We start from the raw sequence: 20920 nt of genomic DNA on the forward strand, positions 1-20920 counted from the left end.
CGAGGGGTCAAACCCGGGTCACTGAACCTCGCAGCCGTAGGCCTCGCGGTAGGGTCGGTCGAAGCAGCTCTGCAGGCGGCGCAGGGCGCGCGCGTTGATCTGGTTGCGCATCCCCTCCTGCGCCGACAGGGCCGTGACCGCGGCGTCCATCGCGGCCCGGTCCTTGGTCAGGAAGGCGTGGGTGCCCCGGGCGTAGGTGTTCCAGTCGAAATTGTCGGGCGTCATCTCTTCGTTGCGCATGGTGGTCGCCATCACCCGCGCCGCCTCCAGCTCCGCGCCCGCCGAGGCCAGGTACTGACCCAGGTGCCAGCTCACCACCTGCCTTTGGCGCTCGGTCAATTCGGGACCGTGCAGCAGATAGTCCTCGCTGGCCCGCGCCGCCTCGATGTAGCACTCGCGCTCGCCCAGCTTGCGCGCCGTCCACGGCGTCACGCCCCGCTGGTCGAACGACTCGAAACTCAGGGTCCGGTTGGCGACCAGATGTTCGGGCGTCAGGGCGCAGCCGACGGCGGCGTCGGGCGCGGCCTGCAGGGCGAGGGCGGTCACGAGGGCGGCGAGCATGATCGGCTTCTCCGTTTATGGTGAAGCTTAATCTGTCCGCGCCATTGTGTCGGAATCAGGCCCGGCGGCTGACGTCAGATTTCCTGGTTGTAGGCGCCGACTTCCTTGTACTTCGCCAGACGCGGCTTCACTTCCTCGCGGAACAGGGCCCGCATGTCGTCCTCGGACCGCATGCTCTCGACCACCACCACCAGCTCCGGCTTGTTGGACGAGGCGCGGACCAGGACCCAGCTGCCGTCTTCCAGGTGCACGCGCACGCCGTTGACGGTGATGGCCTCGACGATCTTGCGGCCCAGGATCGATCCGCCGGCGTCCGCCAGGGCCTGATACTCGGCCACGATCCGCTCCAGCACCTCGTACTTCAGCTCGTCGTCGCAGTGGGGCGACATGGTCAGGCTGGTCCAGGCGTCCGGCAGGGCGGCCTTCAGCTCGCTCAGCTTCTTGCCCGGATTGCGGTCCAGCATCGCCAGCACGGCGCCGGCGGCGACGATGCCGTCGTCATAGCCGTGGCCCAGCGGGGCGTTGAAGAAGAAGTGGCCCGACTTCTCGAAGCCCGCCAGCGCGCCCAGCTCGGCCGTCTTGCGCTTGATGTAGCTGTGACCGGTCTTCCAGTAGACGGTGCTCGCGCCATTGGCCTTCAGCACCGCGTCGGTCTTGTACAGGCCGGTCGACTTCACATCGACGACGAAGGTGGCGTTGGGGTGCAGCGCCGACAGGTCGCGGCCCAGCATCAGGCCGATCTTGTCGGCGAAGATTTCCTCGCCCGTGTCGTCCACCACGCCGCAGCGGTCGCCGTCGCCGTCGAAGCCCAGAGCCAGGTCCGCGCCGGTCTCGCGCACCTTGGCCGCCATCTGCACCAGCATGGCGTGGTCTTCCGGGTTCGGATTGTATTTGGGGAAGGTGTAGTCCAGCTCGGTGTCCATCTCGATCACCTCGCAGCCCATCCGGCGCAGGGCCTCGGGGGCGAAGGCGCCGGCGGTGCCGTTGCCGCAGGCCGCGACCACCTTGATCGGCCGCGTCAGCTGAACCTTGGACACGATGTCGGCGATGTATTTCTCGCGGAAGCCCTCGATGCGCTTCAGGGTCCCGCCGGCGCGCGAGACGCCCTGATTCTCCAGCACGATCTCCTTCAGGCGGCCGATCTCGTCGGGGCCGAAGGTCAGGGGCGGGTTGGCGCCCATCTTCACGCCGGTCCAGCCGTTCTCGTTGTGGCTGGCGGTGACCATGGCCACGCACGGCGCGCCCAGCTCGAACTGGGCGAAATAGGCCGTCGGCGACAGGGCCAGGCCGATGTCCAGCACCTCCATGCCGCCTTCCAGCAGGCCCAGGGTCAGCGCCTGCTTCACCGACAGGGAGTAGGAGCGGTAGTCGTGGCCGACCACGATCTTGGGCCGCTGGCCGATCTCGTGGATGTAGGTCGCCAGCCCCAGGCCCAGCGCCTGGATGCCCAGCAGGTTGATCTCCTTCTCCAGCACCCAGCGCGCGTCGTACTCACGGAAGCCGGTCGCCTTCACCAGCGGCGTGGTCTCGTACTCGGCGGTGTTCGGGCGAAGGTCGGCGCGAGGCTTCAGCATGGGTCGTCCTGGGTGGCCGGACCGGAGCGGTCGCGGCGGAGGTGCGCCTTGATAGCCCCGGGCGCTCGGGCGCCGCAACAACGCGCGAACGCCGTCATGGGCGCCGGGAACCGGACGTCGGCCCAAAGCTTGACCCTTCCGGACCCCGGGCCTACCCCCGACAGATCACAACCGGAGACCCGCATGCCTCGCCTGATCCTGCTGCGCCATGGCCAGAGCCAGTGGAACCTCGAAAACCGCTTCACCGGCTGGGTCGACGTGGACCTGACCGCCGAGGGCGAGGCGCAGGCGCGCAAGGGCGGCGAATTGATCGCCGGAGCGGACTTCCACCCCGCCGTCATGTTCACCTCCGTGCTCAAGCGGGCCAAGCGCACCGGAGCGCTCGCCCTGGACTCGGCGGGTCTGAAGGATGTCCCGGTGGTCGAGGACTGGCGGCTGAACGAGCGCCACTACGGCGGCCTGACCGGGCTGGACAAGGCCGAGACGGCGGCGAAGCACGGCGAGGACCAGGTCAAGATCTGGCGCCGCAGCTACGACATCCCGCCGCCTCCGCTGGCCCCCGGCGGCGAATGGGACTTCACCGCCGACCCCCGCTACGCCGGCAAGTCCATTCCGGACACCGAAAGCCTGAAGACCACGCTGGACCGCGTCCTGCCCTACTGGGACGAGGCTGTCGCCCCGCGCCTGAAGGCCGGCGAGGACGTGCTGATCGCCGCCCACGGCAATTCGCTGCGGGCCATCGTCAAACACCTGTTCGGCGTGCCGGACGACCAGATCGTCGGCGTCGAGATCCCGACCGGCAATCCGCTGGAGATCGATCTGGACGGATCGCTCACGCCGACGGCCGCGCGCTATCTGGACGACAGCCGCGCCACGCCACTGCCGCCGATCCCGGGAGCCTGATCATGACCAGCGCGCAGCAGGCGTCGGACGACATCCGCTTCATGGGCCGGGCCATCGCCCTGGCCAAGGCGCGGATGGGCCAGACCTGGCCGAACCCGGCGGTCGGCTGCGTGATCGTCAGGGACGGGGAGGTGGTCTCCGAGGCCGCCACCGCGCCCGGCGGCCGTCCCCATGCCGAGGAACAGGCCGTTCCGGCGGCGGGCGACAAGGCCAGGGGCGCCACCGCCTATGTCACCATGGAGCCGTGCGGCGCCCGGTCGTCGGGCCGCACCTCCTGCTCGCACTTCCTGATGGACGCCGGCGTCGCGCGGGTGGTCGTGGCCGCCGTCGATCCCTCGCCCTTCGCCTCGGGCCGGGGCGTCGAACGCCTGCGCAAGGCCGGGCTGGAGGTCGAGACGGGCCTGCTCTCGCAGGAGGCCGCCGTCCTCTACGAAGGCTATCTGCACCGCGTCGAGACGGGCCGCCCCATGGTCCGCGTCGACGACACCGGCGAGGGCTTCGACGCCCGCTTCGCCGCCTCCTCGCGCGCCGATCTGGCGACCGAGCTGAAGCGGCTGGGCGAGGCCGGCTACACCCGTCTGTGGGTCGGGCCGGGCGAGCTGGCCGAGGCGCTGGACGAGCAGGGCCTGCTGACCCGATAGACTGGGCCTCAAAGTCGCCCGCGCTCAAGCAGGTCACGACCGCGTCGTGACCGATAGCGCACTAAAAAACGCCCTCACGCTTCCTTAAGCGGAGGCGTGCCATTCTGGCGCAATGTCGGGAAACACGGCTCAAACCCCTGCCGCCAGAAGGCGCATCACCCAACAGGAACTGGACGTCATCTGCGCCCGGCACGACCGCCTGTGGCAGGCCAAGCCCGGCGGCGCCCGGGCGGTGTTCGCCTGGATGGATCTGTCCGGACTGTCGCTGACGGGCCGCAACCTGGCCGACGCCGATTTCGCCGCCGCCTGCCTGATCGGGTGTGACCTCTCCGGCTGCCGGCTGGACAACGCCACCTTCTTCGGCGCCGACATGCAGGACGCCGTCTTCCGCGACGCCAGCATGCGCCGCTCCGACCTGCGCGGCGCCTGCCTGCGCGGCGCCGACCTGACGGGCGCCGACCTGTTCGAGGCCGACCTGCGCGAAGGCGCCATCGCCGCCGCCGACGCCCGCCTGGGCTTCCGCGTCATCGAGGCCCGCTCCGTCCGCGACACCACGGCCCAGGGCGCCTGCCTGGCCGGCGCTAATCTGGAGCGGTCCAAGCTGACCGGCGTGGTCGCCGTCGCCGCCGATTTCTCCGACGCCATCATGAAGGACTGCAAGCTGGTCCGCGCCAACCTGAAGCAGGCCAGCTTCAAGGGCGCCAATCTGGCCGGGGCCGACCTCTCGGGCGCCGACCTGACCGGGGCCGACCTGCGCGACGCGGTGCTGGTGGGGGTCAAGTCCGCCATGTGGCGGACCGACGGGGCGGACATGGCCGGCGCCCTGACCGACGACAGATCCTCCGGCGAACCGGTCGGCAAGATGCCGGCCGCCGAAATGCTGTCCGAGCACGCCCAGTGGTGCGAGACCGGCGGCGCGTTGGGCCAGCCCTCCGTGTTCGACGGCGTCGATCTGCGGGCGCTGGGCTCGATCCGCGGCTACAATCTGACCGCCCTGTCGGCCAAGGGCGCCGTCTTCTACGGCCTCGACATGGGCGGGGTGCAGCTGCAGGGCGCGCATCTGGAAGGGGCCGATCTTCGCTCGGTCAATCTGCGCGGCGCCGACCTGCGCGGCGCGCGGCTGGCCCGGGCCCGCCTGGACGGCTCCGACCTGCGCGAGGCGCAGATGGGGCCGCTGATGATCGCCGCCGACCGCCTGCTGCCCGCCGACCTGACCGGGGCCAGCCTCAAGGGGGCGGACCTGTCGGGCGCCGACATGAAGCGCGCCAGCCTGGTCGACGCCGAACTGAACCGCGCCATCCTGCACGGCGCCTGCCTTAGGCAGGCCGAGATGCGCGGCGCTGTCACCCACGGCGCCAAGGGTCTGGAAGCCGCGCTCCAGGCCTGAAAAAAGGGGCGACGCACCGCGCCGCCCCTCAGGTCTTTTCTTGCCCTATCGCCTATTGGCGGCTTGAGGGCGGATAGCTCAGGCGGCGGTCTTCGCCTTCTTGCCTTCGATCAGCTTGGAGCCTTGGCCGATATCGATGCGGCGGGGCTTCAGGGCTTCGGGCAGTTCGCGGGCCAGGTCGATCGACAGCAGGCCGTTGACCAAGTCCGCGCCCTTCACGACCACATAGTCGGCCAGCTGGAAGCGGCGCTCGAAGTCACGCTCGGCCAGGCCGCGGTGCAGGAAGTTGCGCTCGGGCGGCGCGACGCCGTCGCCCGGCAGGTCGTTGGCGGCCTTGCGGCCGGTCACGGTGAGCAGGTTTTCCTTCACCTCGATGTTCAGCTCGTCGGGCTTGAAGCCGGCGACGGCCACCTCGATGCGATAGGCGTTCTCGCCCGTGGTCTCGATGTTGTAGGGCGGCCAGCCGTTTTCCTGGCTGGTGCGCGCGGCGCTCTCCAGCAGATTGGCCAGACGGTCGAAGCCGACGGCCGAACGGTACAGCGGCGAGAAATCATAGGTACGCATGGGTCATCCTCCTGAGGATCAGCAAGGGGACCGGTCCCGCGGTTTGTGCCCGGACCGGCGATGGGAGTTCGGCTCGTGCGGCCCGTGATCGGCCCCGCGCGCTCCGGAGGCCCCGACATCGGCGGCCTCGACGGATCAGATGGGAAGCCGCGTTTGGACGTCAAGACCGCGTGATCGTGTCGCGTCGAACGCGATGCGGCTTGCTCCACCGGACGGGGGCCGTCAGGGTCGCCGCCTCTTCTGAAGCTTCCGGGAAAACCGATGCGCCTGACCATACTGGCCGTGACCGCCGTCCTCGCCCTTCCCGCCACAGCGTTCGCGCAGGCCCTGCCCGCCCTGCCCAACCTCGACGAATCCGCGGCCCAGCGCTCGGCCCGTCGCGCGGCCATGGCGCCGCCGGTGCTTCAGGAAGACGCCGCGCTGCAGGCCGCCGTCGCCTCGGCGACGCGTCCCGAGGCCGACCGCGCCCGCGACGCCGCCCGTCACCCGTTCGAGACCCTGACCTTCTGGGGCCTGCACCCCAACATGACGGTGGTGGAGATCGAGCCGGGCCGCGCCGGCTGGTGGCGCAACATTCTGGAGCCCTACGCCGCGGCGACCGGCGGCCGCTACGTCCCGGTCAATCGCCCGCTGGAAGGCATGGGCGTCGAAGACGGAAGCGCCGACATGATCGTGGTCGCCCGCGCCCTGCACAACTGGCACCGCAGCAACCGCACCGCCCCCTATATGGCCGCCTTCTTCAAGGCGCTGAAGCCGGGCGGCGTGCTGGCCATCGAACAGCACCGCGGCGCCGAGGGCCTGAACGCCGACCAGACCGCCCCGACCGGCTATGTCTCGGAAAGCTACGTCATCCACGCCGCCCAGGCCGCCGGCTTCGTGCTGGAGGGCCGCAGCGAACTGAACGCCAACCCGAAGGACGACCACGACCATCCCTACGGCGTCTGGACCCTGCCGCCGACCCGCGTCAGCACGCCGCGCGACGGCGTCGCCACGGACCGCCCGACACCGCTTACCGAACAGGAGCGCGCCCAGTTCGACGCAGTCGGCGAGAGCGACCGCATGACCCTGCGATTCCGCAAGCCGGACTGAGCGATGTGCGTTTTGACCGCGCGGATGAACAGGGTTAAGCCCTCCGTTCCGGGGCGGGACCAAGGGCGTCCGGACCGTCCTGCGGGGGCCGTGCATGAATGATCTGAACGAGGCTTGGCGACGGCGTCCTTCACGCCGGAGCGTCCTGACCGGCGTTGCGGCCTCGGCCCTCGTCGGTCTGGCCGCATGCGGCAAGCGGGAAGAAACCGCCGAGCCGCCGACCACGCCCGACGGTCCGCCCAAGGGCTCGCTGGAGTGGGCCGTCGCCGGCCCCTGGCGCGCCCAGGACCGCAGCCGCGACGCCGCCCGTCATCCGATGGAGACCCTGCGCTTCTTCGGCCTGCAGCCGCGCATGACCGTGGTCGATTTCTGGCCCGGCAGCGGCTGGTACACCGAGATCCTCGCGCCCTATCTCGCCGAGGGGGCGGGCCACTACATCGCCGCCGGCTTCCAGACCGGACCGGGCGCCGATCCGGCGCAGGTGCAGCTGATGTCGGCCTTCCAGCAGCGCTTCACCAACGACCGCAAGCTCTACGGCGAGATCGAACTGACCGCCTTCGGCCCGACCTCGGGGCCGGTGGCTCCCGCCGGCACGGCGGACCTGGTCCTGTTCATGCGCAACATCCACGCCTGGATGGCGGCGGGCATCGCCGAAAAGGCCTTCGCCGACGCCTGGGCCGCCCTGCGTCCCGGCGGCGTCCTCGGCGTCGAACAGCATCGCCTCGGCCCCGATGAAGATCAGGACCCGGCCGCGGCGAACGGATACGTCCAGGAAGCGTTCGTCAGGCAGCTGGCGGCGGAAGCCGGGTTCGCCTTCGTCGCCGCGTCGGAAATCAACGCGAATGAAAGGGATACCAAGGATCATCCCTTCGGAGTGGATACCTTGCCGCCGCTGCGCCTCACCGCGCCGCGCGGTTCGCCGCCGGATCCGGCCTTCAATCGTACGAAGTACGATGAGATCGGGGAAAGCGACCGCATGACCTTGAAGTTCAGGAAGCCTGAGTGAACCGAGCCGTCGCCTATGCCGCCAACGCGCCCCTGATGGGCGTTCCGGGCGCCTCTTCGCCTCCCGGCGGAGAGGGTGAGTGGTTCCGCGGGGCCGGGGGCTTGCGCCTGCGCGCCGCCTTCTGGACGCCCTCGGCCCTGGTGGCCCGCAAGCCGCGCGGCACCGTGGTGCTCAGCCCCGGCCGCACCGAGCCGATCGAGAAATATTTCGAGGTGATCGGCAATTTCCTCGCGCGCGGCTGGTGCGTCCTGGCCCACGACTGGCGCGGCCAGGGCCTCTCGGCCCGCCTGCTGCCGGACCGCCTCAAGGGCCATGCCCGGGCCGTGGAGGAATTCCTCGACGACTACGCCCGCCTGCTCGACGCCTTCGAAGGCCGGGCGCCCAAGCCCTGGGTCATGGTCGGCCATTCCATGGGCGGCTGCCTGAACCTGATGACCCTGGAGAACGGCGAGGACCGCTTCTCCGGCGCCCTGCTGTCCAGCCCCATGCTGCGCATCAAGACCGGCAAGCGGTCGATGTGGTCGGTCAAGCTGGCGGTGCGCTGGAACCTGCGTCACGGCAAGGCCGGGGACTATGTGCTCGACGACGCCGATGATCCCTTCGACCACACCTTCGAGAAGGACGCCCTGACGACGGACGAGAGCCGTTACGAGCAGTGGCGCCAGCAGCTCTTCGCCTGCCCGCACCTGGCCGTCGGCGGTCCCACCTGGGGCTGGTTGGCCTTCGGCCTGGACGCCGGCGAGCGCGCGCTCAAGCCCAAGGCGCTGAAGGCCGTCCGCATCCCCGTCGCCATCGTCCAGTCGGGCGAGGACGACCGCGTCTGGAAACAGACCAACAAATGGGCCGCCAAGCGGCTGGGCCGCGGCCGCTACATCGAGGTCGCGGGCGCCAAGCACGAAGTCATCATGGAGACTGACGACAAGCGCGCGGTCTTCCTGGAGGAGTTCGACGCCCTGGCGGCCTATGTCTCGCCGATCGAGGACCTGAGCCCGGTCGTCGTGACGCCCGAGCCCGCTGCGGTCGCGGAACCGGCCTCGGACCTGGGCTTCCCGCCGAGTACGGAACCCTCGGCCGCCTGAGCCCAGCCAGTGATAAGTGGTTAGTGATTAGTGGATGCTGGCTTCGAGGGCGGTAGTCGCCGTCCTGGCGCTGACGCCTGCCCCATCGAACCACTAGTCACTAACCACTAATCACTAGCTAGGCGCTGCCGCACGAAGACGGCCCTCCGCGTTACAGCGCCGCCCGCTTCAGCGTCACCAGCGCCTGATCGATCAGGCGTTCGTCGCCGACGGCCAGCACCTGCCCGCCGTCGTCCGGTTTCTGGCCGCGCCAGTTGACCACCTTGCCGCCCGCCGCCTCGATCACCGGGACCAGCGCCGACCAGTCCCAGGGCTTCAGGCTGGTCTCGGCGACCAGATCCATCCGCCCGGCGGCGACCATGGCGTAGGCGTAGGCGTCGCATCCCAGCCGGGCCAGCCGCGCGGTGGCCCGCACCTGGGTCCAGGCGCCCAGTTCGGCGCCGTTGAAAATGTTAGGATCGGTGGTCGAGATGACCGCGTCGGTCAGCTTTTCGCAGGCGCGCACCTTCAGCGGCGTCTCTGCCCCGCCATGCAGCAGGCGCGCGCCCGACGGCCCGCCGATGAAGATCTCGTCCAGATAGGGTTGGGCGATCGCGCCCACCGTCGGCGTCCCGCCCACGCGCAGGGCGATCAGCGTCGTCCACAACGGCAGGCCCGAGATGAAGGCCCGGGTTCCATCGATGGGATCCAGCACCCAGACGAACTCGGCGTCCGGCCGGTCCTCGCCATACTCTTCGCCGATCACGCCGTGGTCGGGATAGCGTTCGGCGATCAGCTTGCGGATCGCCGCCTCGGCCTGTTTGTCGGCCTCGGTGACGGGATCGAACCCGGCGGCGCCGCCCTTGTCCTCATGTCCGATGTCGGACCGGAAGAAGGGCAGGGTGACGGCCGCGGCCGCCTGCGCCAGTTCGACGATGAAACGCTCATGTTCGGTCATGGCAGGCGGCATACCCACGCGCCGCCCGCCTGTCACCGGATGATCGCCGTCCCCGCGCCGTGCAATGCCCGTGAGACGGCCGCCCGGGCGCTGTGCAACGCGCCACGGGGGAACTCGAACCTGCCCTCAAGAAGCGCGACCGCGCGTTAGGGCAAGCATAAAGCCCTCAGGCAGCGCGCCGCCGCGCGGCGCGCGATGGGGCAAGGAAAGACATCAGGCCGGCTCGCCGCCTTCCGCGTGCAGCGACTTGGCCAGGTCCAGCAGGCGGCGGCGCGGACGTTCGCCCAGTTGATAATAGGCCTGGATCAGGTCGAGCGTTTCCTTGCGGGAAAACATCTCGCCGCCCTGGCTGGCCGCCTCCCGGCGTTCCATGGCCTCTTCCAGGCCGTCGTAGAAATAGCTGATCGGCGATTCCAGGGCCTCGGCCAGCTGCCACAGGCGGGCGGCCGAGATGCGGTTCGCGCCGCATTCGTATTTCTGGATCTGCTGGAAGCGGATGCCGACCTGCATGGCCAGCTGCTGCTGGGTCAGGCCCAGCAGGCGGCGGCGGCGGCGAAGACGGCGTCCGAGGTGAAGATCGATGTCCGAGGCCATGGTCCGGGTCCCTGGTGCGATGTCCCGATGCGGGACGGCTCGCCCTCCAAGGGGCAAGGGGCGTGCCGGGCTCGCGTCCCGGGGGATTACGGAAAAACAGGGTTCGCCACGGTCAAGGCAACCCAAGCGAAGCGGGGGCGTTCGTTGCTCGAGCGTTGCTTTGTGGAGAAAGCTGAAATGAACATCATCTTCTGGATTATCGTCGGCATCATCGCCGGTTGGCTGGCCGAACAGATCATGGGCCGCAACCACGGCCTGCTGACCAATCTGATCGTCGGCATCGTGGGTGCCCTGATCGGCGGCTTCATCGCCAACGCCCTCGGCTTCGCCTGGGGCGGCTGGATCGGCTCGACCATCGTCGCCACCCTCGGCGCGATCATCCTGCTGTTCCTGCTGGGTCTGGTGAAGCGCAAGGCCTGATCGACCGGCGAGAACGAACGAAAAAGGGCGGCTCCTTCCGGAGCCGCCCTTATCTTTTGCCTTCAGCCGATCAGTTGCTCGGCGGCGTGGCCGGTTCGGCCGGTTCGGCCGGCTCGGCCGGCGGTTCGGCGGGGGTCGCCGGTTGGGCCGGTTCAGTGATGGCCGGGGCCGCGGAGAACTGCGAAGCGGACCAGCCCACGGCGACGCCGGCGCCGTCCTGGCGCACGCCGCCGGACACGGGCACGCCGCGCAGGACGCCGTCCGAACCGCGTACGGTCAGTTCCTGGCCCGCCGGGGTGTTGCGGGCGCCTTCAAGCTTGCCCAGCACCGCGCCGTCCGAGCCCTTCACGTCCGAACCGGGTTGAAGCTCGAGAGCCTGTGATTGTTCAGCCGCCGGCGGGGAGGCCGGGGCGGGGGTTTGCGGGGTGGCCGTGCTGTCCTGGGCGAACGCGGGAGCGGTCATGAGGAGCAGGCCGGCGACGCCAGTGAGGAGCGCGGTCTTTCGCATGATGTCAGCCTCGATCAACGCGGGCGGAAGCGCCCACCTGGGCCAAACACCCTCTGTTTCGGTTTGTTTCAGGCGCCCAGAAATGACCTTGGGCTTGCCGTGATTGGCCGATTCCGGCTCTACGAGAGGCATGGGGAAGGGAAAGACCATCCGCCGCGGACTGGCGGCCCGGGCGGCCGGGCTGGCGCTCGAAGCGTCGCCGCAGGTCTTCGCCATGCTCGCCGTGGCCGCCGGGGCGGTGATCCTGGTCTCGGGCGCGACCCCCGCCTTCGCCGATCGCCTGGCCACCGTGCGCGCCTTCCTGCCGCCGGTGCTGATTGACCTGTCCCACTTCGCGGCCAGCATCGCGGGCTTCCTGCTGCTGCTGCTCTCCGCCGGCCTGTGGCGGCGCCGGCGCGGGGCCTGGCTGGCGGCGCTGGTGGTGTTGCTGGGCGGCGCGGCCTTCTCCCTGCTCAAGGGGCTGGACTGGGAAGAGGCGATCGAGCTGACGGCCCTGGCCCTGATCCTGGCTCCCTGCCGCCCGGCCTTCGACCGCAAGTCCCGCCTGTTCGAGGCGCTGTCGCCGACCTGGGTCGTGCTGGTGGTGGCGGTCGTGGCCGGAACGCTGTGGCTGGGCTTCTTCGCCTATCGGGACGTGGCCTATACCGATGACCTGTGGTGGAGCCTGCTGATCGATCGGGAGGTTTCGGGCTTCCTGCGCGCGGGCGCCGTCCTGGCCCTGCTGGCCGTCGTCATCGCCGGGCGCTCGCTGGTCTCGGCTCCGGGCGCGCGCAGGCATGGCCCCGCCGCCCCGGACCAGGTCGAGCGCGCCCTGTCGGTGCTGCGCGACGGTCAGGGGATCGCCCCCGACGCCTGGCTGGCGGCGCTCGGTGACAAGGCCCTGATGTTCAGCCCCTCGGGCCGCGCCTTCATCACCTATCGGGTTCGCGGCCGCCGCTGGATCGCCATGGGCGAGCCCGCGGGCCCCGCCGAAGAGCGCCTGCCCCTGCTCTGGGCCTTCGCGGAGATGGCCGACAGCTACGGCGCCGCTCCGGTCTTCTATGCGGTCGGCGAGGCGGCGCTGGCCGATCTGGCCACCCTCGGCATGGCCATGCGCAAGGTCGGCGAGGCCGCCCTGGTCGACACCCGCGCCTTCTCGCTGGAGGGCAAGTCGCGCCAGAACCTGCGCACCGCCGTCAATCGCTGCGAGCGCGACGGCGCCGCCTTCGACCTGTTGCCGCCAGGCGACGCCCTGATCTTCGCCGACCAGCTCAAAGCCGTTTCCGACGCCTGGCTGGCGCATCACAACGGGTCGGAGAAGGGCTTCTCCCTCGGTCGTTTCGACCCGGCCTATCTGTCGCTCAACCCCGTCGCCGTGGTGAGGCAGGGCGGGCGGATCGTCGCCTTCGCCAACCTGCTGCCCGGCACGGACCGGGTGGCCGTGGACCTGATGCGCTTCACGCCCGACGCCCCTCCCGGCGTCATGGACTATCTGTTCGTCCGCGCCATCCAGTGGGCCGGGGCTCAGGGCTATCCCGTCCTCGATCTGGGCATGGCTCCGCTGTCGGGGCTGGAGGATCGCCGCCTCGCGCCGGTCTTCGCCCGCGTCGGGGCGCTGGTCTTCGAGGAGGGCGGGGCGCTCTACGGCTTCGCGGGTCTGCGGGCGTGGAAGTCGAAATTCGGCCCGGACTGGCGGCCGCGCTTCATCGCCGCCCCGGCCTCGACCCCGCTCGCCTTCGCCCTGCTGGACGTGGCCCTGCTGACCAGCGGCGGCTGGCGCGGCATGCTGGGCCTGAATGCGAAAAGGGCGGACCCTGCGGCCCGCCCTTCAAGTGCTTCGGCTGTCGCGGAAGACTAGTCTTCCTTCACGCGGCGCTTGCGGAACGAGGGGTTCAGCACGGCCTTGCGCAGGCGGATCGACTTCGGCGTCACTTCCACCAGCTCGTCGCTCTCGATGTAGGCGATGGCCTGTTCCAGCGACGGACGGCGCGGCGGGGTCAGGCGCACGGCCTCGTCCTTGCCCGAGGCGCGGACGTTGGTCAGCTGCTTGCCCTTGATCGGGTTGACGTCCAGGTCGTCGCCGCGCGAGTTCTCGCCGATGATCATGCCCTGATAGGTCTTCTCGCCGGCGCCGACGAACATCACGCCGCGGTCTTCCAGGTTCCACAGGGCGAAGGCCGCCGTGTCGCCGTCCGAGTTCGAGACCAGCACGCCCTTCAGACGGCCTTCGATGGGGCCCTTGTGCGCCTCATAGTGGCTGAACACGCGGTTCAGCACGCCCGAGCCGCGCGTGTCGGTCAGGAACTCGCCCTGGTAGCCGATCAGCGAACGCGACGGGCACATCAGCTGGATGCGGGTCTTGCCTGCGCCCGACGGGCCCATGTCCTTCAGCTCGGCCTTGCGGGTCGACAGCTTCTCGATGACCACGCCGGTGTACTCGTCGTCGACGTCGATCATGACGTCCTCGATCGGCTCCAGGCGCTCGCCGTTCTCGCCGGTCTGATAGACCACGCGCGGACGGCTGATCGACACTTCGAAGCCTTCGCGGCGCATGTTTTCGATCAGAACGCCCAGCTGCAGTTCGCCGCGGCCGGCGACTTCATAGGCGTCGGCGCCGGCGGTCTGCGTCACGCGGATGGCGACGTTGGCCTCGGCTTCCTTCAGCAGGCGGTCACGGATGACGCGCGACTGGACCTTGTCGCCTTCGCGGCCGGCCAGCGGGCTGTCGTTGACCGAGACGGTCATGGAGATGGTCGGCGGATCGATCGGCTGGGCCGGCAGGGCGTCCATGACTTCCAGGGCGCACAGGGTGTCGGCCACGGTCGCCTTGGACATGCCGGCGATGGCGACGATATCGCCCGCTTCCGAACCTTCGTCCAGGGCGGTGCGCTTCAGGCCGCGGAAGGCCAGGACCTTGGTGATCCGGCCCTGTTCGATCTGCTTGCCGTCGCGGTCCAGCGCCTTGATGGCCATGCCGGGAACGGCTTTGCCGCTCTCGATGCGGCCGGTCAGGATGCGGCCCAGGAACGGGTCGGACTCGATCAGCACGTTCAGCATCTGGAACGGCTTGTCCTTGTTCTCCTGCACCTTCGGCGCCGGCACGTGCTCGACGATCAGGTCGAACAGCGGCGCCAGGGTGTCGGACTTCTCGTTCATGTCCAGCGTCGCCCAGCCGTTACGGCCCGAGGCGTAGATGTGCGGGAAGTCCAGCTGCTCCGGCGTCGCGCCGATGGCCTCGAACAGTTCGATGGTTTCCAGGTGCACGCGGTCCGGATCGGCGTGGGCGCGGTCGACCTTGTTGATGCAGAGGATCGGACGCAGGCCCATCTTCAGGGCCTTGGTCAGGACGAATTTGGTCTGGGGCATGACGCCCTCTTCGGCGTCCACCAGGATGACGCAGCCGTCCACCATGCCCAGGATGCGCTCGACCTCGCCGCCGAAGTCGGCGTGGCCCGGGGTGTCGATGATGTTGATGCGGGTCTCGCCCGCCTTGCCGTTCCACAGCACCGAGGTGGCCTTGGCCAGGATGGTGATCCCGCGCTCTTTTTCCTGGTCGTTGGAGTCCATCGCGCGCTCGGTCGTCGCTTCGTTGGCTCGGAACACGCCCGACTGGGCCAGCAGTTGATCGACCAGGGTCGTCTTGCCGTGGTCAACGTGGGCGATGATGGCGACGTTGCGCAGATTCATTTGAGTATCGCGAATGGGCGGCCGGAACGGTTCGGGCCGCTGGGTCAGGGCGTAAATGCGGGAAGGCGCGCGCCTCTTACCGAAGCGCGCGCCGAAAAGCCAGCATCACCGGTTTGTGAGGCGGATTGAGGGCCGGTCCGCGGCCCTTGGGTCACGCCGCCGGGGCTTCCTCCTCCGGAGCCCAGGAATCCTGAACGGCGGGCTTCCTGATAAGCAGCCGGAGCAGCGGCCAGCAAAGCGCGGCGCCCCCCAGCATCAGGCTGGCGCTGAACACGGGAAGCAACCAGGGCCAGGCCGGAGGCTCGGGCGAGCGCGCCAGGGCGATCCCGATGAAGATCGACGCGATCCCAAGGGCGACGAGCGACAGCCCCAGGATCGCCAGAACGCCCAGTGGCGCATAGACCCGCCAAAATCGTCGGGGCGAGGGAAACGGCCCCGCCCGACCGATCGCTCTCGAGTTCAGCCACAGGCGCCAGATCAGCAGGGCGGAGAAGCCCAGGCTCCCCGCCGCCATCAGCCAATGTCTCGGCGACGTCGGAACCAGGACGGCGCTGCTGATCCAGCCCCCCGCCATCAGCAGGGCCAGCGGCAGGGTGATCCAGTAGAATACGACCACGGACCCCCGGAAGACCCTCAGGGCCTTCCGGGCGTGCGGTGCGGGGGCGGCCCCTTCGGTCAAACCTTGGCCGACTGGCGGATGACCCAGTTGTACAGGCCGAAGGTCAGGACCACGAAGGCCGCGATTCCCGCCAGCATGGCCGGCCAGGCCGACCCTTCCGGCAGCATGGCGAACGGCGCGTCATTGCCGGTCCCCACGATCACGCCGGCGGTCATCACCAGGAACAGGCTCTCGCCGACGATCAGGCCGGACGCCAGCAGCACGCCCATGCGGCGGCCGACATCGGCGAAGCGGGTGCTCTTGATCGCCTTGTCGTAGATCCAGCCGCAGACGGCGCCGACGACCAGCATCGTGGTCACGGCCGCGGGCAGGTAGAAGCCGATGCCGACGGCCAGCGGCGGCAGCTTGACCTTGCCCTTGGTCGCCTTGTTCAGCACCGCGTCCAGCACGATGATGACCACGCCGATCACCGCGCCCAGGCCGATCAGGTCCCAGCGCAGGCCGCCTTCGATCACGCCCTTGGCCAGGGCCGAGATCAGCGTGGCCTGCGGCGCGGCCAGCGGCGCGTCGGCGATGCCCTTGGGTCCGCCCGCGAAGCCGAAGGCCTGGTTGAGCAGGTTCAGGATCACCGGGATCACGATGGCGCCGGCGCCGACGCCGATGATCAGGGCCACCTGCTGACGCCAGGGCGTCGCGCCGACCAACTGGCCGGTCTTCAGGTCCTGCAGGTTGTCGTTGGCGATGACGGCCACGGCGAAGACCACGGCGGTCACGATCAGGGCGAAGGCCACCACCGACGGATCGGCGGGCACGCCGGCCAGGGCCAGCACGCCCAGCAGCAGGACCGAGGCGATGACGATGGCCAGGATGCCCACGCCCGAAACCGGGCTGTTCGACGAGCCGATCAGGCCGGCCATGTAGCCGCAGATGGCGGCCACGGCGAAGCCGATGACGATGACATAGACCAGGCCGCCGCCGACCAGCAGGGCGGTCGATCCGGCCAGGGTCGGATTGCCCTGGGCGAACAGCGCCAGGATGGCCGCGATGCCGACCAGGCAGACGACCGACAGGCCGGCCACGATGTTGATCGGGATGTCCTGCTCGGTGCGGTCCAGCACCTCGCCGCCCTGGCGGCGGCGGTTGGCGGCCAGCGCCGAGGTCAGGCCGCCGATCAGCGGTCCGGCCAGTTTGATCAGGGTCCAGATCGCGGCCACGCCGATGACGCCGGCGCCCATGAAGCGGACTTCCTTGGCCCAGACGGTGCTGGCCAGTTTCTCGGCCTCCACGCCCACGGGCAGGGTCGTCGCGATGGACGGGATATTGTGCGCGGTCAGCCAGGCGATGGTGTCAGGGCTGGTCAGCAGGGGCACCGCGATGCACCAGGCCAGGATCAGGCCGAACAGTTGGGCCAGGCCCACGGTCAGGCCGATCAGGTGGCCGGCGCCCAGCAGGGCGAACTGCATGCCGAAGCCGATGCCGGTCGCGCCGCCGCCCAGCGCCGCCGGCAGCTTGATGAATTTGGCCGCCTCGCCGGCGAACACCCGGCCCGCCACCAGCAGGGCGTAGCCCGCCGAGGCCACGGCGCCGGCGATCACGACCCACAGGCCGGCCGCGTTCTCACGCACCGCGCTCTCGGTCTGCTCGGCGCCGCGCGACCCGACGGTCAGCACCTCGGCCGCCGCCACGCCCTCGGGGTAGGGCAGGCCGGCTTCGACCACCAGCGCCCGGCGCAGCGGGATCGAGAACGTCACCCCCAGCACGCCGCCGAAGATACAGATCGCCACCGACTCCCAGAACGGGAACTCCAGCCACCAGCCGACCATCACCAGGCCGGGCAGCACGAAGATGATCGAGCTCATGGCCCCGCCGACCGACGCCACGGTCTGGACGGTCATATTCTCCCAGATGGTCGAGGTGCGGAACGCCCGCAGGATCGCCATCGAGATCACCGCCGCCGGAATGGCGGAGGCGAAGGTCAGCCCGACCTTCAGGCCCAGATAGGTGTTGGCCGCGGTGAAGACCACGGCCAGCAGACAGCCCAGGATCACCGCCCGGATGGTCAGTTCGATGCGCTTGCCGCCGGTCGCGGCGGGCGTGTTGGTGGCGTCCGTCATTGCGGCCCTCTCCCTTGTTGCGCGGACCTAAACCGGAAATGGTTCAGGCGTCGAGAGGGCGCGCGCGATTGACAGGCGTACCGGCGCGGCGGAGCTTCGCCGAAACGGGAGAGGGACCCCATGCGCAAGACACCGACGGCCGCCGTGATCGGCCTGCTCTGCATCGGCGGCGCCGCGAACGCCCAGGGCTCGCCCGAGGTGCTGGTCAAGGCGCGGCAGGCGGGCATGGCCCTGTCCGGCTCGGTGGTCGGCGGCATCAAGGCGGCCATCGACGCCGGCCAGGCGCCCTCGACCCAGCGCAACGCCGCCCGCTCGCTCGCCCGCTGGTCCCACACCCTGCCCGAGCTTTTCCCGGAGGGGACCGACCCGGCCTCGCTGGAGACCGGCGCCCAGCCCGCGGTCTGGACCGACCGTGAGGGTTTCAACGCCAAGGCCGCCGAGTTCGCCGCCGCCGCCGACCGCCTCGCCGAACTCAGCCAGGGCGAAGACGCCGCCGCCTTCTCCGCCCAATGGAGCGCGGTCCGGGGCCAGTGCATGAGCTGCCACGCGGTCTACAAGGAGTGAGGGATCAGGAACTAAAAAGCTGACCCCTTGTGACAGGGCGGGGCGAAAACCCCCTTTGTGTGATCAAAATTTCCCATGTTTTTCAAAGTGTTTCCGGTTCGTCGAAAAACGGGTCCCGCCCAAGGTAGTTAGATTTATAAATTAAGCAGTGTGACATTGGATGAGCCACGACGTTGCAGGTTACCTGAAGGAACATGGACCGTGCCGCGCCAGCGCAATTACGGAGGCATGGATCAAGGAAGGCATTGCACCCGCTACGGCTCGTCAACGCATGTCGCGTGCCCGGGGTGACGTAAAGCGCTTTCCCGTTTCCCTGCTGCCGAAGCGTGAAGCGTTCCTCTACCTTCAAAGCCAACGCAACTACGATGTCTTTTGGGTCAACCTGATGCGCGACCTGCGCGCGACCGGTTCGGTATACGGCACGACCATCGACGCGATGCAGGCGCGCGGCGACTTCGTGAGCGAAGCCGATTTCCGCGTCATCTGTGGTGGCTATGCCTATCCGCAGCGCGGTCAGGTCACAATTGACGCGCTCACCAAAACGCTCATCGCCGCCGACATCATCAAGCCCATGCACTCGGAGGATCGGGGTGATGGGTATGTCCTTTGTCCCGGCCTGCGCCACCCCATGGCCGACAAGGACGAGCGGGCACGATACTTGGCTGAAGGCATTGTGCTCGACGGAGTGCGTGAGTGGGCACGCAAACTTGGGCTTGCGGGGTTCAACTCAATCGCCATTCGAGGTGACGCCCATCTCAAGGCGATTGGACCGTTTTTCTACGATCTTGCTGGGCCGTCCTATCTGCTGCCACTGCAACGGGTGACGAACAAGCCAGGCTTCCTCGTCGCCGACGTGTTTGCCGAAGGCACGATGACTCTGGATCAGATCCAGTACTTCATCCGCAAAGCACGGATGGCGCGCTCCGCGATGCAGGAAGCCGCCGTGCTGTCGATCCTTGTGGCTGAGCGTTTCACCGGCGAAGCGCTGACGGCCGGTCATCGGGCAGGGATCGTTCTCGCGACACCGCGCGACCTGTTCGGACAGCGCGTCGGCGCCGCTATCGCCTCGCTTGTCGAAACGCTCAAGAACGCTGCCGCTTTTGCAGCGTACAGCCCTGACAGGCTTGTGCGCCTTGTGAACGACTTGTCCGAGATTGAAGGCCGAAGCCTCAATCTGCGCGGCGTCCTGTTCGAACTGCTCGCCGCCTATCTCGCGCGCCGTCAGTTCGCCTCCATCGATGTCGGGCAAACCGCACGGGACCTTGAAACCGGCAAGACCGCCGACATTGATATCCAGTGCTTCTCGAACAAGATGAGCGATGTCCTCGCCATCGAGTGCAAAGGCAAAGAGCCGGGTGGCGTCGTCAGCTTGGAAGAGGTCGAAACTTGGCTGCGCAAGACCGCGATCATGCGTGCGCACTACGCCTATGATCCACGTTTCCGAGAATCGAAGATCCGGTTCGAACTTTGGACGTCCGGCACCTTCCATCCCGACGCGCTTACGAAGCTAGAGAAGGAAAAGGCACTGCGCATCAGGATGCCTATCGACTGGAAGGACGGGCAGGATGTTCTTGCGCTCGCGCGTGAGGACAAAGAAAAGTCGGTCGCCGACACCCTCTATCAGCACTTCATCCATCACCCGCTTTCCGAAGTGGCGGCTGTCGCCGCGACCACTGGCTTGGTCGCGCCGGTGACGTCCTTCCTCGACGACATTCTGAAGCCGTCGGAGATCAAGACAGCGTCCCCTGCGAAGCCCGTCTTGGCGTTGCCTGCCCCGCCAGAGACGACAGACGCATCCTAGTTGTTCAGCCCCAACCCCTAGTCCCTCCCATGCCCGAACTTCCCGAGGTCGAAACGGTCCGTCGCGGCCTGCAGCCGGTGCTCGAGGGCGCCCGGCTGGACCGCGTGCGCCAGAACCGGCCGGACCTGCGTTTCCCCTTTCCCGACCGCTTCCCCGAGCGGCTGGACGGGGCGACCGTCGAGCGGATCGACCGTCGGGCCAAATATCTGCTGATGCGGCTGTCGACCGGCGAGACCTGGGTCACCCACCTGGGCATGACCGGCCGCTTCACCCTCGACGGGCGTCAGCTGGGCGAGTTCGAGGAGCCGGCGCCCATCGCCGGCAAGCACGAGCATATGAGCTTCTGCGCCACCAAGGGCGCCGCCACCCACCGCATCGGCTTCGCCGACGCCCGCCGTTTCGGCTTCATGGGCCTGATCCCCACCGACCAGGTCGAGGCCCATCCGTGGTTCGCCGGCATGGGGCCTGAGCCGCTCGGCAACGGCTTCTCCGGCGCGCATCTGGCCGAGGTCTTCTCCGGCAAGAAACAGAACATCAAGGTCAGCCTGCTGGATCAGCGGATGGTCGCGGGCCTGGGCAACATCTACGTCTGCGAGGCCCTGTACCGCGCCCGCATCTCGCCCCTGATCGCGGCGGGCAAGGTCTCGAAGCCCCGGCTGGAGATCCTCGCCGCCGAGGTCCGCAATGTCCTCAACGACGCCATCGCCGCGGGCGGCTCGACCCTGCGCGACTTCGCCAACGCCGAGGGCGGGCAGGGCTATTTCCAGCATCGCTTCGACGTCTACGGCCGCGAGGGCGAGCCCTGCCGCGGAGACGGCTGCACGGGTGTCGTCAAACGCATCGTCCAGGCCGGGCGGTCCACCTTCTACTGCCCCAGCTGCCAGAAGCGCTGA

20 protein-coding genes are annotated in these 20920 nt (G+C 68.8%); 11 read left to right on the top strand and 9 right to left on the bottom strand.

Annotated features, from left to right (window positions below):
* Positions 1 to 18: 18 nt before the first annotated feature.
* Both AC07NB_RS11175 and AC07NB_RS11180 read right to left on the bottom strand, forming a co-directional pair.
* Positions 19 to 561, bottom strand: coding sequence for a hypothetical protein (locus AC07NB_RS11175; protein ID WP_494571041.1), 543 nt, complete (start codon positions 559 to 561; stop codon positions 19 to 21).
* A 74-nt stretch (positions 562 to 635) separates the two neighbouring features.
* Entirely contained in the window at positions 636 to 2135 is a 1500-nt protein-coding gene (locus tag AC07NB_RS11180) for a phosphomannomutase/phosphoglucomutase (RefSeq protein ID WP_494571042.1), read from the bottom strand.
* 183 nt (positions 2136 to 2318) lie between these two features.
* Between AC07NB_RS11180 and gpmA the strand changes: the two genes are divergently transcribed.
* The 3 genes from gpmA to AC07NB_RS11195 all read left to right on the top strand — a co-directional run bounded on the left by gpmA (position 2319) and on the right by AC07NB_RS11195 (position 5066).
* Complete coding sequence (gene gpmA, locus AC07NB_RS11185; protein ID WP_494571043.1) at positions 2319 to 3038, top strand: 2,3-diphosphoglycerate-dependent phosphoglycerate mutase; 720 nt, start codon at positions 2319 to 2321, stop codon at positions 3036 to 3038.
* Positions 3039 to 3040: 2 nt separating this feature from the next.
* A complete protein-coding gene (ribD, locus tag AC07NB_RS11190; RefSeq protein WP_494571044.1) occupies positions 3041 to 3679 on the top strand; it encodes a bifunctional diaminohydroxyphosphoribosylaminopyrimidine deaminase/5-amino-6-(5-phosphoribosylamino)uracil reductase RibD in 639 nt (212 codons plus the stop codon).
* A gap of 112 nt (positions 3680 to 3791) precedes the next feature.
* Positions 3792 to 5066, top strand: coding sequence for a pentapeptide repeat-containing protein (locus AC07NB_RS11195; protein WP_494571045.1), 1275 nt, complete (start codon positions 3792 to 3794; stop codon positions 5064 to 5066).
* Between the two features lie 78 nt (positions 5067 to 5144).
* Here the strand turns inward: AC07NB_RS11195 and AC07NB_RS11200 are convergent, their stop codons facing one another.
* Positions 5145 to 5630, bottom strand: coding sequence for an Hsp20 family protein (locus tag AC07NB_RS11200; RefSeq protein ID WP_291832166.1), 486 nt, complete (start codon positions 5628 to 5630; stop codon positions 5145 to 5147).
* A 261-nt stretch (positions 5631 to 5891) separates the two neighbouring features.
* On the opposite strand from AC07NB_RS11200, the gene AC07NB_RS11205 reads away from it, so the two are divergent.
* The 3 genes from AC07NB_RS11205 to AC07NB_RS11215 all read left to right on the top strand — a co-directional run bounded on the left by AC07NB_RS11205 (position 5892) and on the right by AC07NB_RS11215 (position 8804).
* Complete coding sequence (locus AC07NB_RS11205; RefSeq protein WP_291832167.1) at positions 5892 to 6719, top strand: class I SAM-dependent methyltransferase; 828 nt, start codon at positions 5892 to 5894, stop codon at positions 6717 to 6719.
* 94 nt (positions 6720 to 6813) lie between these two features.
* Positions 6814 to 7725, top strand: a complete 912-nt coding sequence (locus tag AC07NB_RS11210) for a class I SAM-dependent methyltransferase (protein ID WP_291832168.1) — start codon at positions 6814 to 6816, stop codon at positions 7723 to 7725.
* Complete coding sequence (locus AC07NB_RS11215; RefSeq protein WP_291832169.1) at positions 7722 to 8804, top strand: alpha/beta hydrolase; 1083 nt, start codon at positions 7722 to 7724, stop codon at positions 8802 to 8804. The genes AC07NB_RS11210 and AC07NB_RS11215 overlap by 4 nt, the downstream gene beginning before the upstream one ends.
* A gap of 151 nt (positions 8805 to 8955) precedes the next feature.
* Here the strand turns inward: AC07NB_RS11215 and hisN are convergent, their stop codons facing one another.
* The gene (gene hisN / locus AC07NB_RS11220; RefSeq protein WP_492312164.1) at positions 8956 to 9741 is read right to left on the bottom strand and encodes a histidinol-phosphatase; all 786 of its coding nucleotides are present in this window, start codon (positions 9739 to 9741) and stop codon (positions 8956 to 8958) included.
* A 213-nt stretch (positions 9742 to 9954) separates the two neighbouring features.
* On the bottom strand, positions 9955 to 10335 hold the full coding sequence (locus AC07NB_RS11225) for a helix-turn-helix domain-containing protein (protein ID WP_291832171.1): 381 nt from the start codon (positions 10333 to 10335) through the stop codon (positions 9955 to 9957).
* 177 nt (positions 10336 to 10512) lie between these two features.
* On the opposite strand from AC07NB_RS11225, the gene AC07NB_RS11230 reads away from it, so the two are divergent.
* Positions 10513 to 10755, top strand: a complete 243-nt coding sequence (locus AC07NB_RS11230; RefSeq protein ID WP_291832172.1) for a GlsB/YeaQ/YmgE family stress response membrane protein — start codon at positions 10513 to 10515, stop codon at positions 10753 to 10755.
* 70 nt (positions 10756 to 10825) lie between these two features.
* Here AC07NB_RS11230 and AC07NB_RS11235 read toward each other — a convergent pair whose 3' ends face one another.
* Entirely contained in the window at positions 10826 to 11263 is a 438-nt protein-coding gene (locus AC07NB_RS11235; RefSeq protein ID WP_494571046.1) for a superoxide dismutase, read from the bottom strand.
* Between the two features lie 130 nt (positions 11264 to 11393).
* On the opposite strand from AC07NB_RS11235, the gene AC07NB_RS11240 reads away from it, so the two are divergent.
* The gene (locus AC07NB_RS11240) at positions 11394 to 13100 is read left to right on the top strand and encodes a phosphatidylglycerol lysyltransferase domain-containing protein (protein ID WP_494571047.1); all 1707 of its coding nucleotides are present in this window, start codon (positions 11394 to 11396) and stop codon (positions 13098 to 13100) included.
* Here AC07NB_RS11240 and typA read toward each other — a convergent pair.
* From typA to AC07NB_RS11255, 3 genes are all read right to left on the bottom strand, one after another.
* Positions 13097 to 14929, bottom strand: coding sequence for a translational GTPase TypA (typA, locus tag AC07NB_RS11245; RefSeq protein ID WP_492312167.1), 1833 nt, complete (start codon positions 14927 to 14929; stop codon positions 13097 to 13099). The genes AC07NB_RS11240 and typA overlap by 4 nt on opposite strands.
* Positions 14930 to 15080: 151 nt before the next feature.
* The gene (locus AC07NB_RS11250; protein ID WP_494571048.1) at positions 15081 to 15545 is read right to left on the bottom strand and encodes a hypothetical protein; all 465 of its coding nucleotides are present in this window, start codon (positions 15543 to 15545) and stop codon (positions 15081 to 15083) included.
* A gap of 59 nt (positions 15546 to 15604) precedes the next feature.
* Positions 15605 to 17662 carry an OPT family oligopeptide transporter gene (locus AC07NB_RS11255; RefSeq protein ID WP_494571049.1) on the bottom strand — a complete coding sequence of 686 codons (2058 nt, stop codon included), beginning with the start codon at positions 17660 to 17662 and terminating at the stop codon, positions 15605 to 15607.
* 120 nt (positions 17663 to 17782) lie between these two features.
* Between AC07NB_RS11255 and AC07NB_RS11260 the strand changes: the two genes are divergently transcribed.
* The 3 genes from AC07NB_RS11260 (at position 17783) to mutM (ending at position 20920) form a co-directional block, all read left to right on the top strand.
* Positions 17783 to 18226 (top strand): c-type cytochrome, encoded by a 444-nt coding sequence (locus AC07NB_RS11260; RefSeq protein WP_494571050.1) that lies wholly within the window; start codon positions 17783 to 17785, stop codon positions 18224 to 18226.
* A 160-nt stretch (positions 18227 to 18386) separates the two neighbouring features.
* Positions 18387 to 20027 (top strand): hypothetical protein, encoded by a 1641-nt coding sequence (locus AC07NB_RS11265; protein ID WP_494571051.1) that lies wholly within the window; start codon positions 18387 to 18389, stop codon positions 20025 to 20027.
* A gap of 29 nt (positions 20028 to 20056) precedes the next feature.
* Entirely contained in the window at positions 20057 to 20920 is an 864-nt protein-coding gene (gene mutM, locus AC07NB_RS11270) for a bifunctional DNA-formamidopyrimidine glycosylase/DNA-(apurinic or apyrimidinic site) lyase (RefSeq protein WP_494571052.1), read from the top strand.

Source organism: Brevundimonas sp. GW821-FHT09G01 (assembly GCF_059416065.1).

What these genes read in the sequence shown, in the direction of transcription:
- mutM (WP_494571052.1), top strand. Translation starts at nt 20,057, where the DNA reads ATGCCCGAACTTCCCGAGGTCGAAACGGTCCGTCGCGGCCTGCAGCCG.
- AC07NB_RS11180 (WP_494571042.1), bottom strand. Translation starts at nt 2,135, where the DNA reads ATGCTGAAGCCTCGCGCCGACCTTCGCCCGAACACCGCCGAGTACGAG.
- AC07NB_RS11175 (WP_494571041.1), bottom strand. Translation starts at nt 561, where the DNA reads ATGCTCGCCGCCCTCGTGACCGCCCTCGCCCTGCAGGCCGCGCCCGAC.
- AC07NB_RS11235 (WP_494571046.1), bottom strand. Translation starts at nt 11,263, where the DNA reads ATGCGAAAGACCGCGCTCCTCACTGGCGTCGCCGGCCTGCTCCTCATG.
- AC07NB_RS11210 (WP_291832168.1), top strand. Translation starts at nt 6,814, where the DNA reads ATGAATGATCTGAACGAGGCTTGGCGACGGCGTCCTTCACGCCGGAGC.
- AC07NB_RS11205 (WP_291832167.1), top strand. Translation starts at nt 5,892, where the DNA reads ATGCGCCTGACCATACTGGCCGTGACCGCCGTCCTCGCCCTTCCCGCC.
- hisN (WP_492312164.1), bottom strand. Translation starts at nt 9,741, where the DNA reads ATGACCGAACATGAGCGTTTCATCGTCGAACTGGCGCAGGCGGCCGCG.
- AC07NB_RS11255 (WP_494571049.1), bottom strand. Translation starts at nt 17,662, where the DNA reads ATGACGGACGCCACCAACACGCCCGCCGCGACCGGCGGCAAGCGCATC.
- AC07NB_RS11260 (WP_494571050.1), top strand. Translation starts at nt 17,783, where the DNA reads ATGCGCAAGACACCGACGGCCGCCGTGATCGGCCTGCTCTGCATCGGC.
- AC07NB_RS11240 (WP_494571047.1), top strand. Translation starts at nt 11,394, where the DNA reads ATGGGGAAGGGAAAGACCATCCGCCGCGGACTGGCGGCCCGGGCGGCC.
- AC07NB_RS11195 (WP_494571045.1), top strand. Translation starts at nt 3,792, where the DNA reads ATGTCGGGAAACACGGCTCAAACCCCTGCCGCCAGAAGGCGCATCACC.
- ribD (WP_494571044.1), top strand. Translation starts at nt 3,041, where the DNA reads ATGACCAGCGCGCAGCAGGCGTCGGACGACATCCGCTTCATGGGCCGG.
- AC07NB_RS11225 (WP_291832171.1), bottom strand. Translation starts at nt 10,335, where the DNA reads ATGGCCTCGGACATCGATCTTCACCTCGGACGCCGTCTTCGCCGCCGC.
- AC07NB_RS11200 (WP_291832166.1), bottom strand. Translation starts at nt 5,630, where the DNA reads ATGCGTACCTATGATTTCTCGCCGCTGTACCGTTCGGCCGTCGGCTTC.
- AC07NB_RS11265 (WP_494571051.1), top strand. Translation starts at nt 18,387, where the DNA reads ATGAGCCACGACGTTGCAGGTTACCTGAAGGAACATGGACCGTGCCGC.
- gpmA (WP_494571043.1), top strand. Translation starts at nt 2,319, where the DNA reads ATGCCTCGCCTGATCCTGCTGCGCCATGGCCAGAGCCAGTGGAACCTC.
- AC07NB_RS11230 (WP_291832172.1), top strand. Translation starts at nt 10,513, where the DNA reads ATGAACATCATCTTCTGGATTATCGTCGGCATCATCGCCGGTTGGCTG.
- typA (WP_492312167.1), bottom strand. Translation starts at nt 14,929, where the DNA reads ATGAATCTGCGCAACGTCGCCATCATCGCCCACGTTGACCACGGCAAG.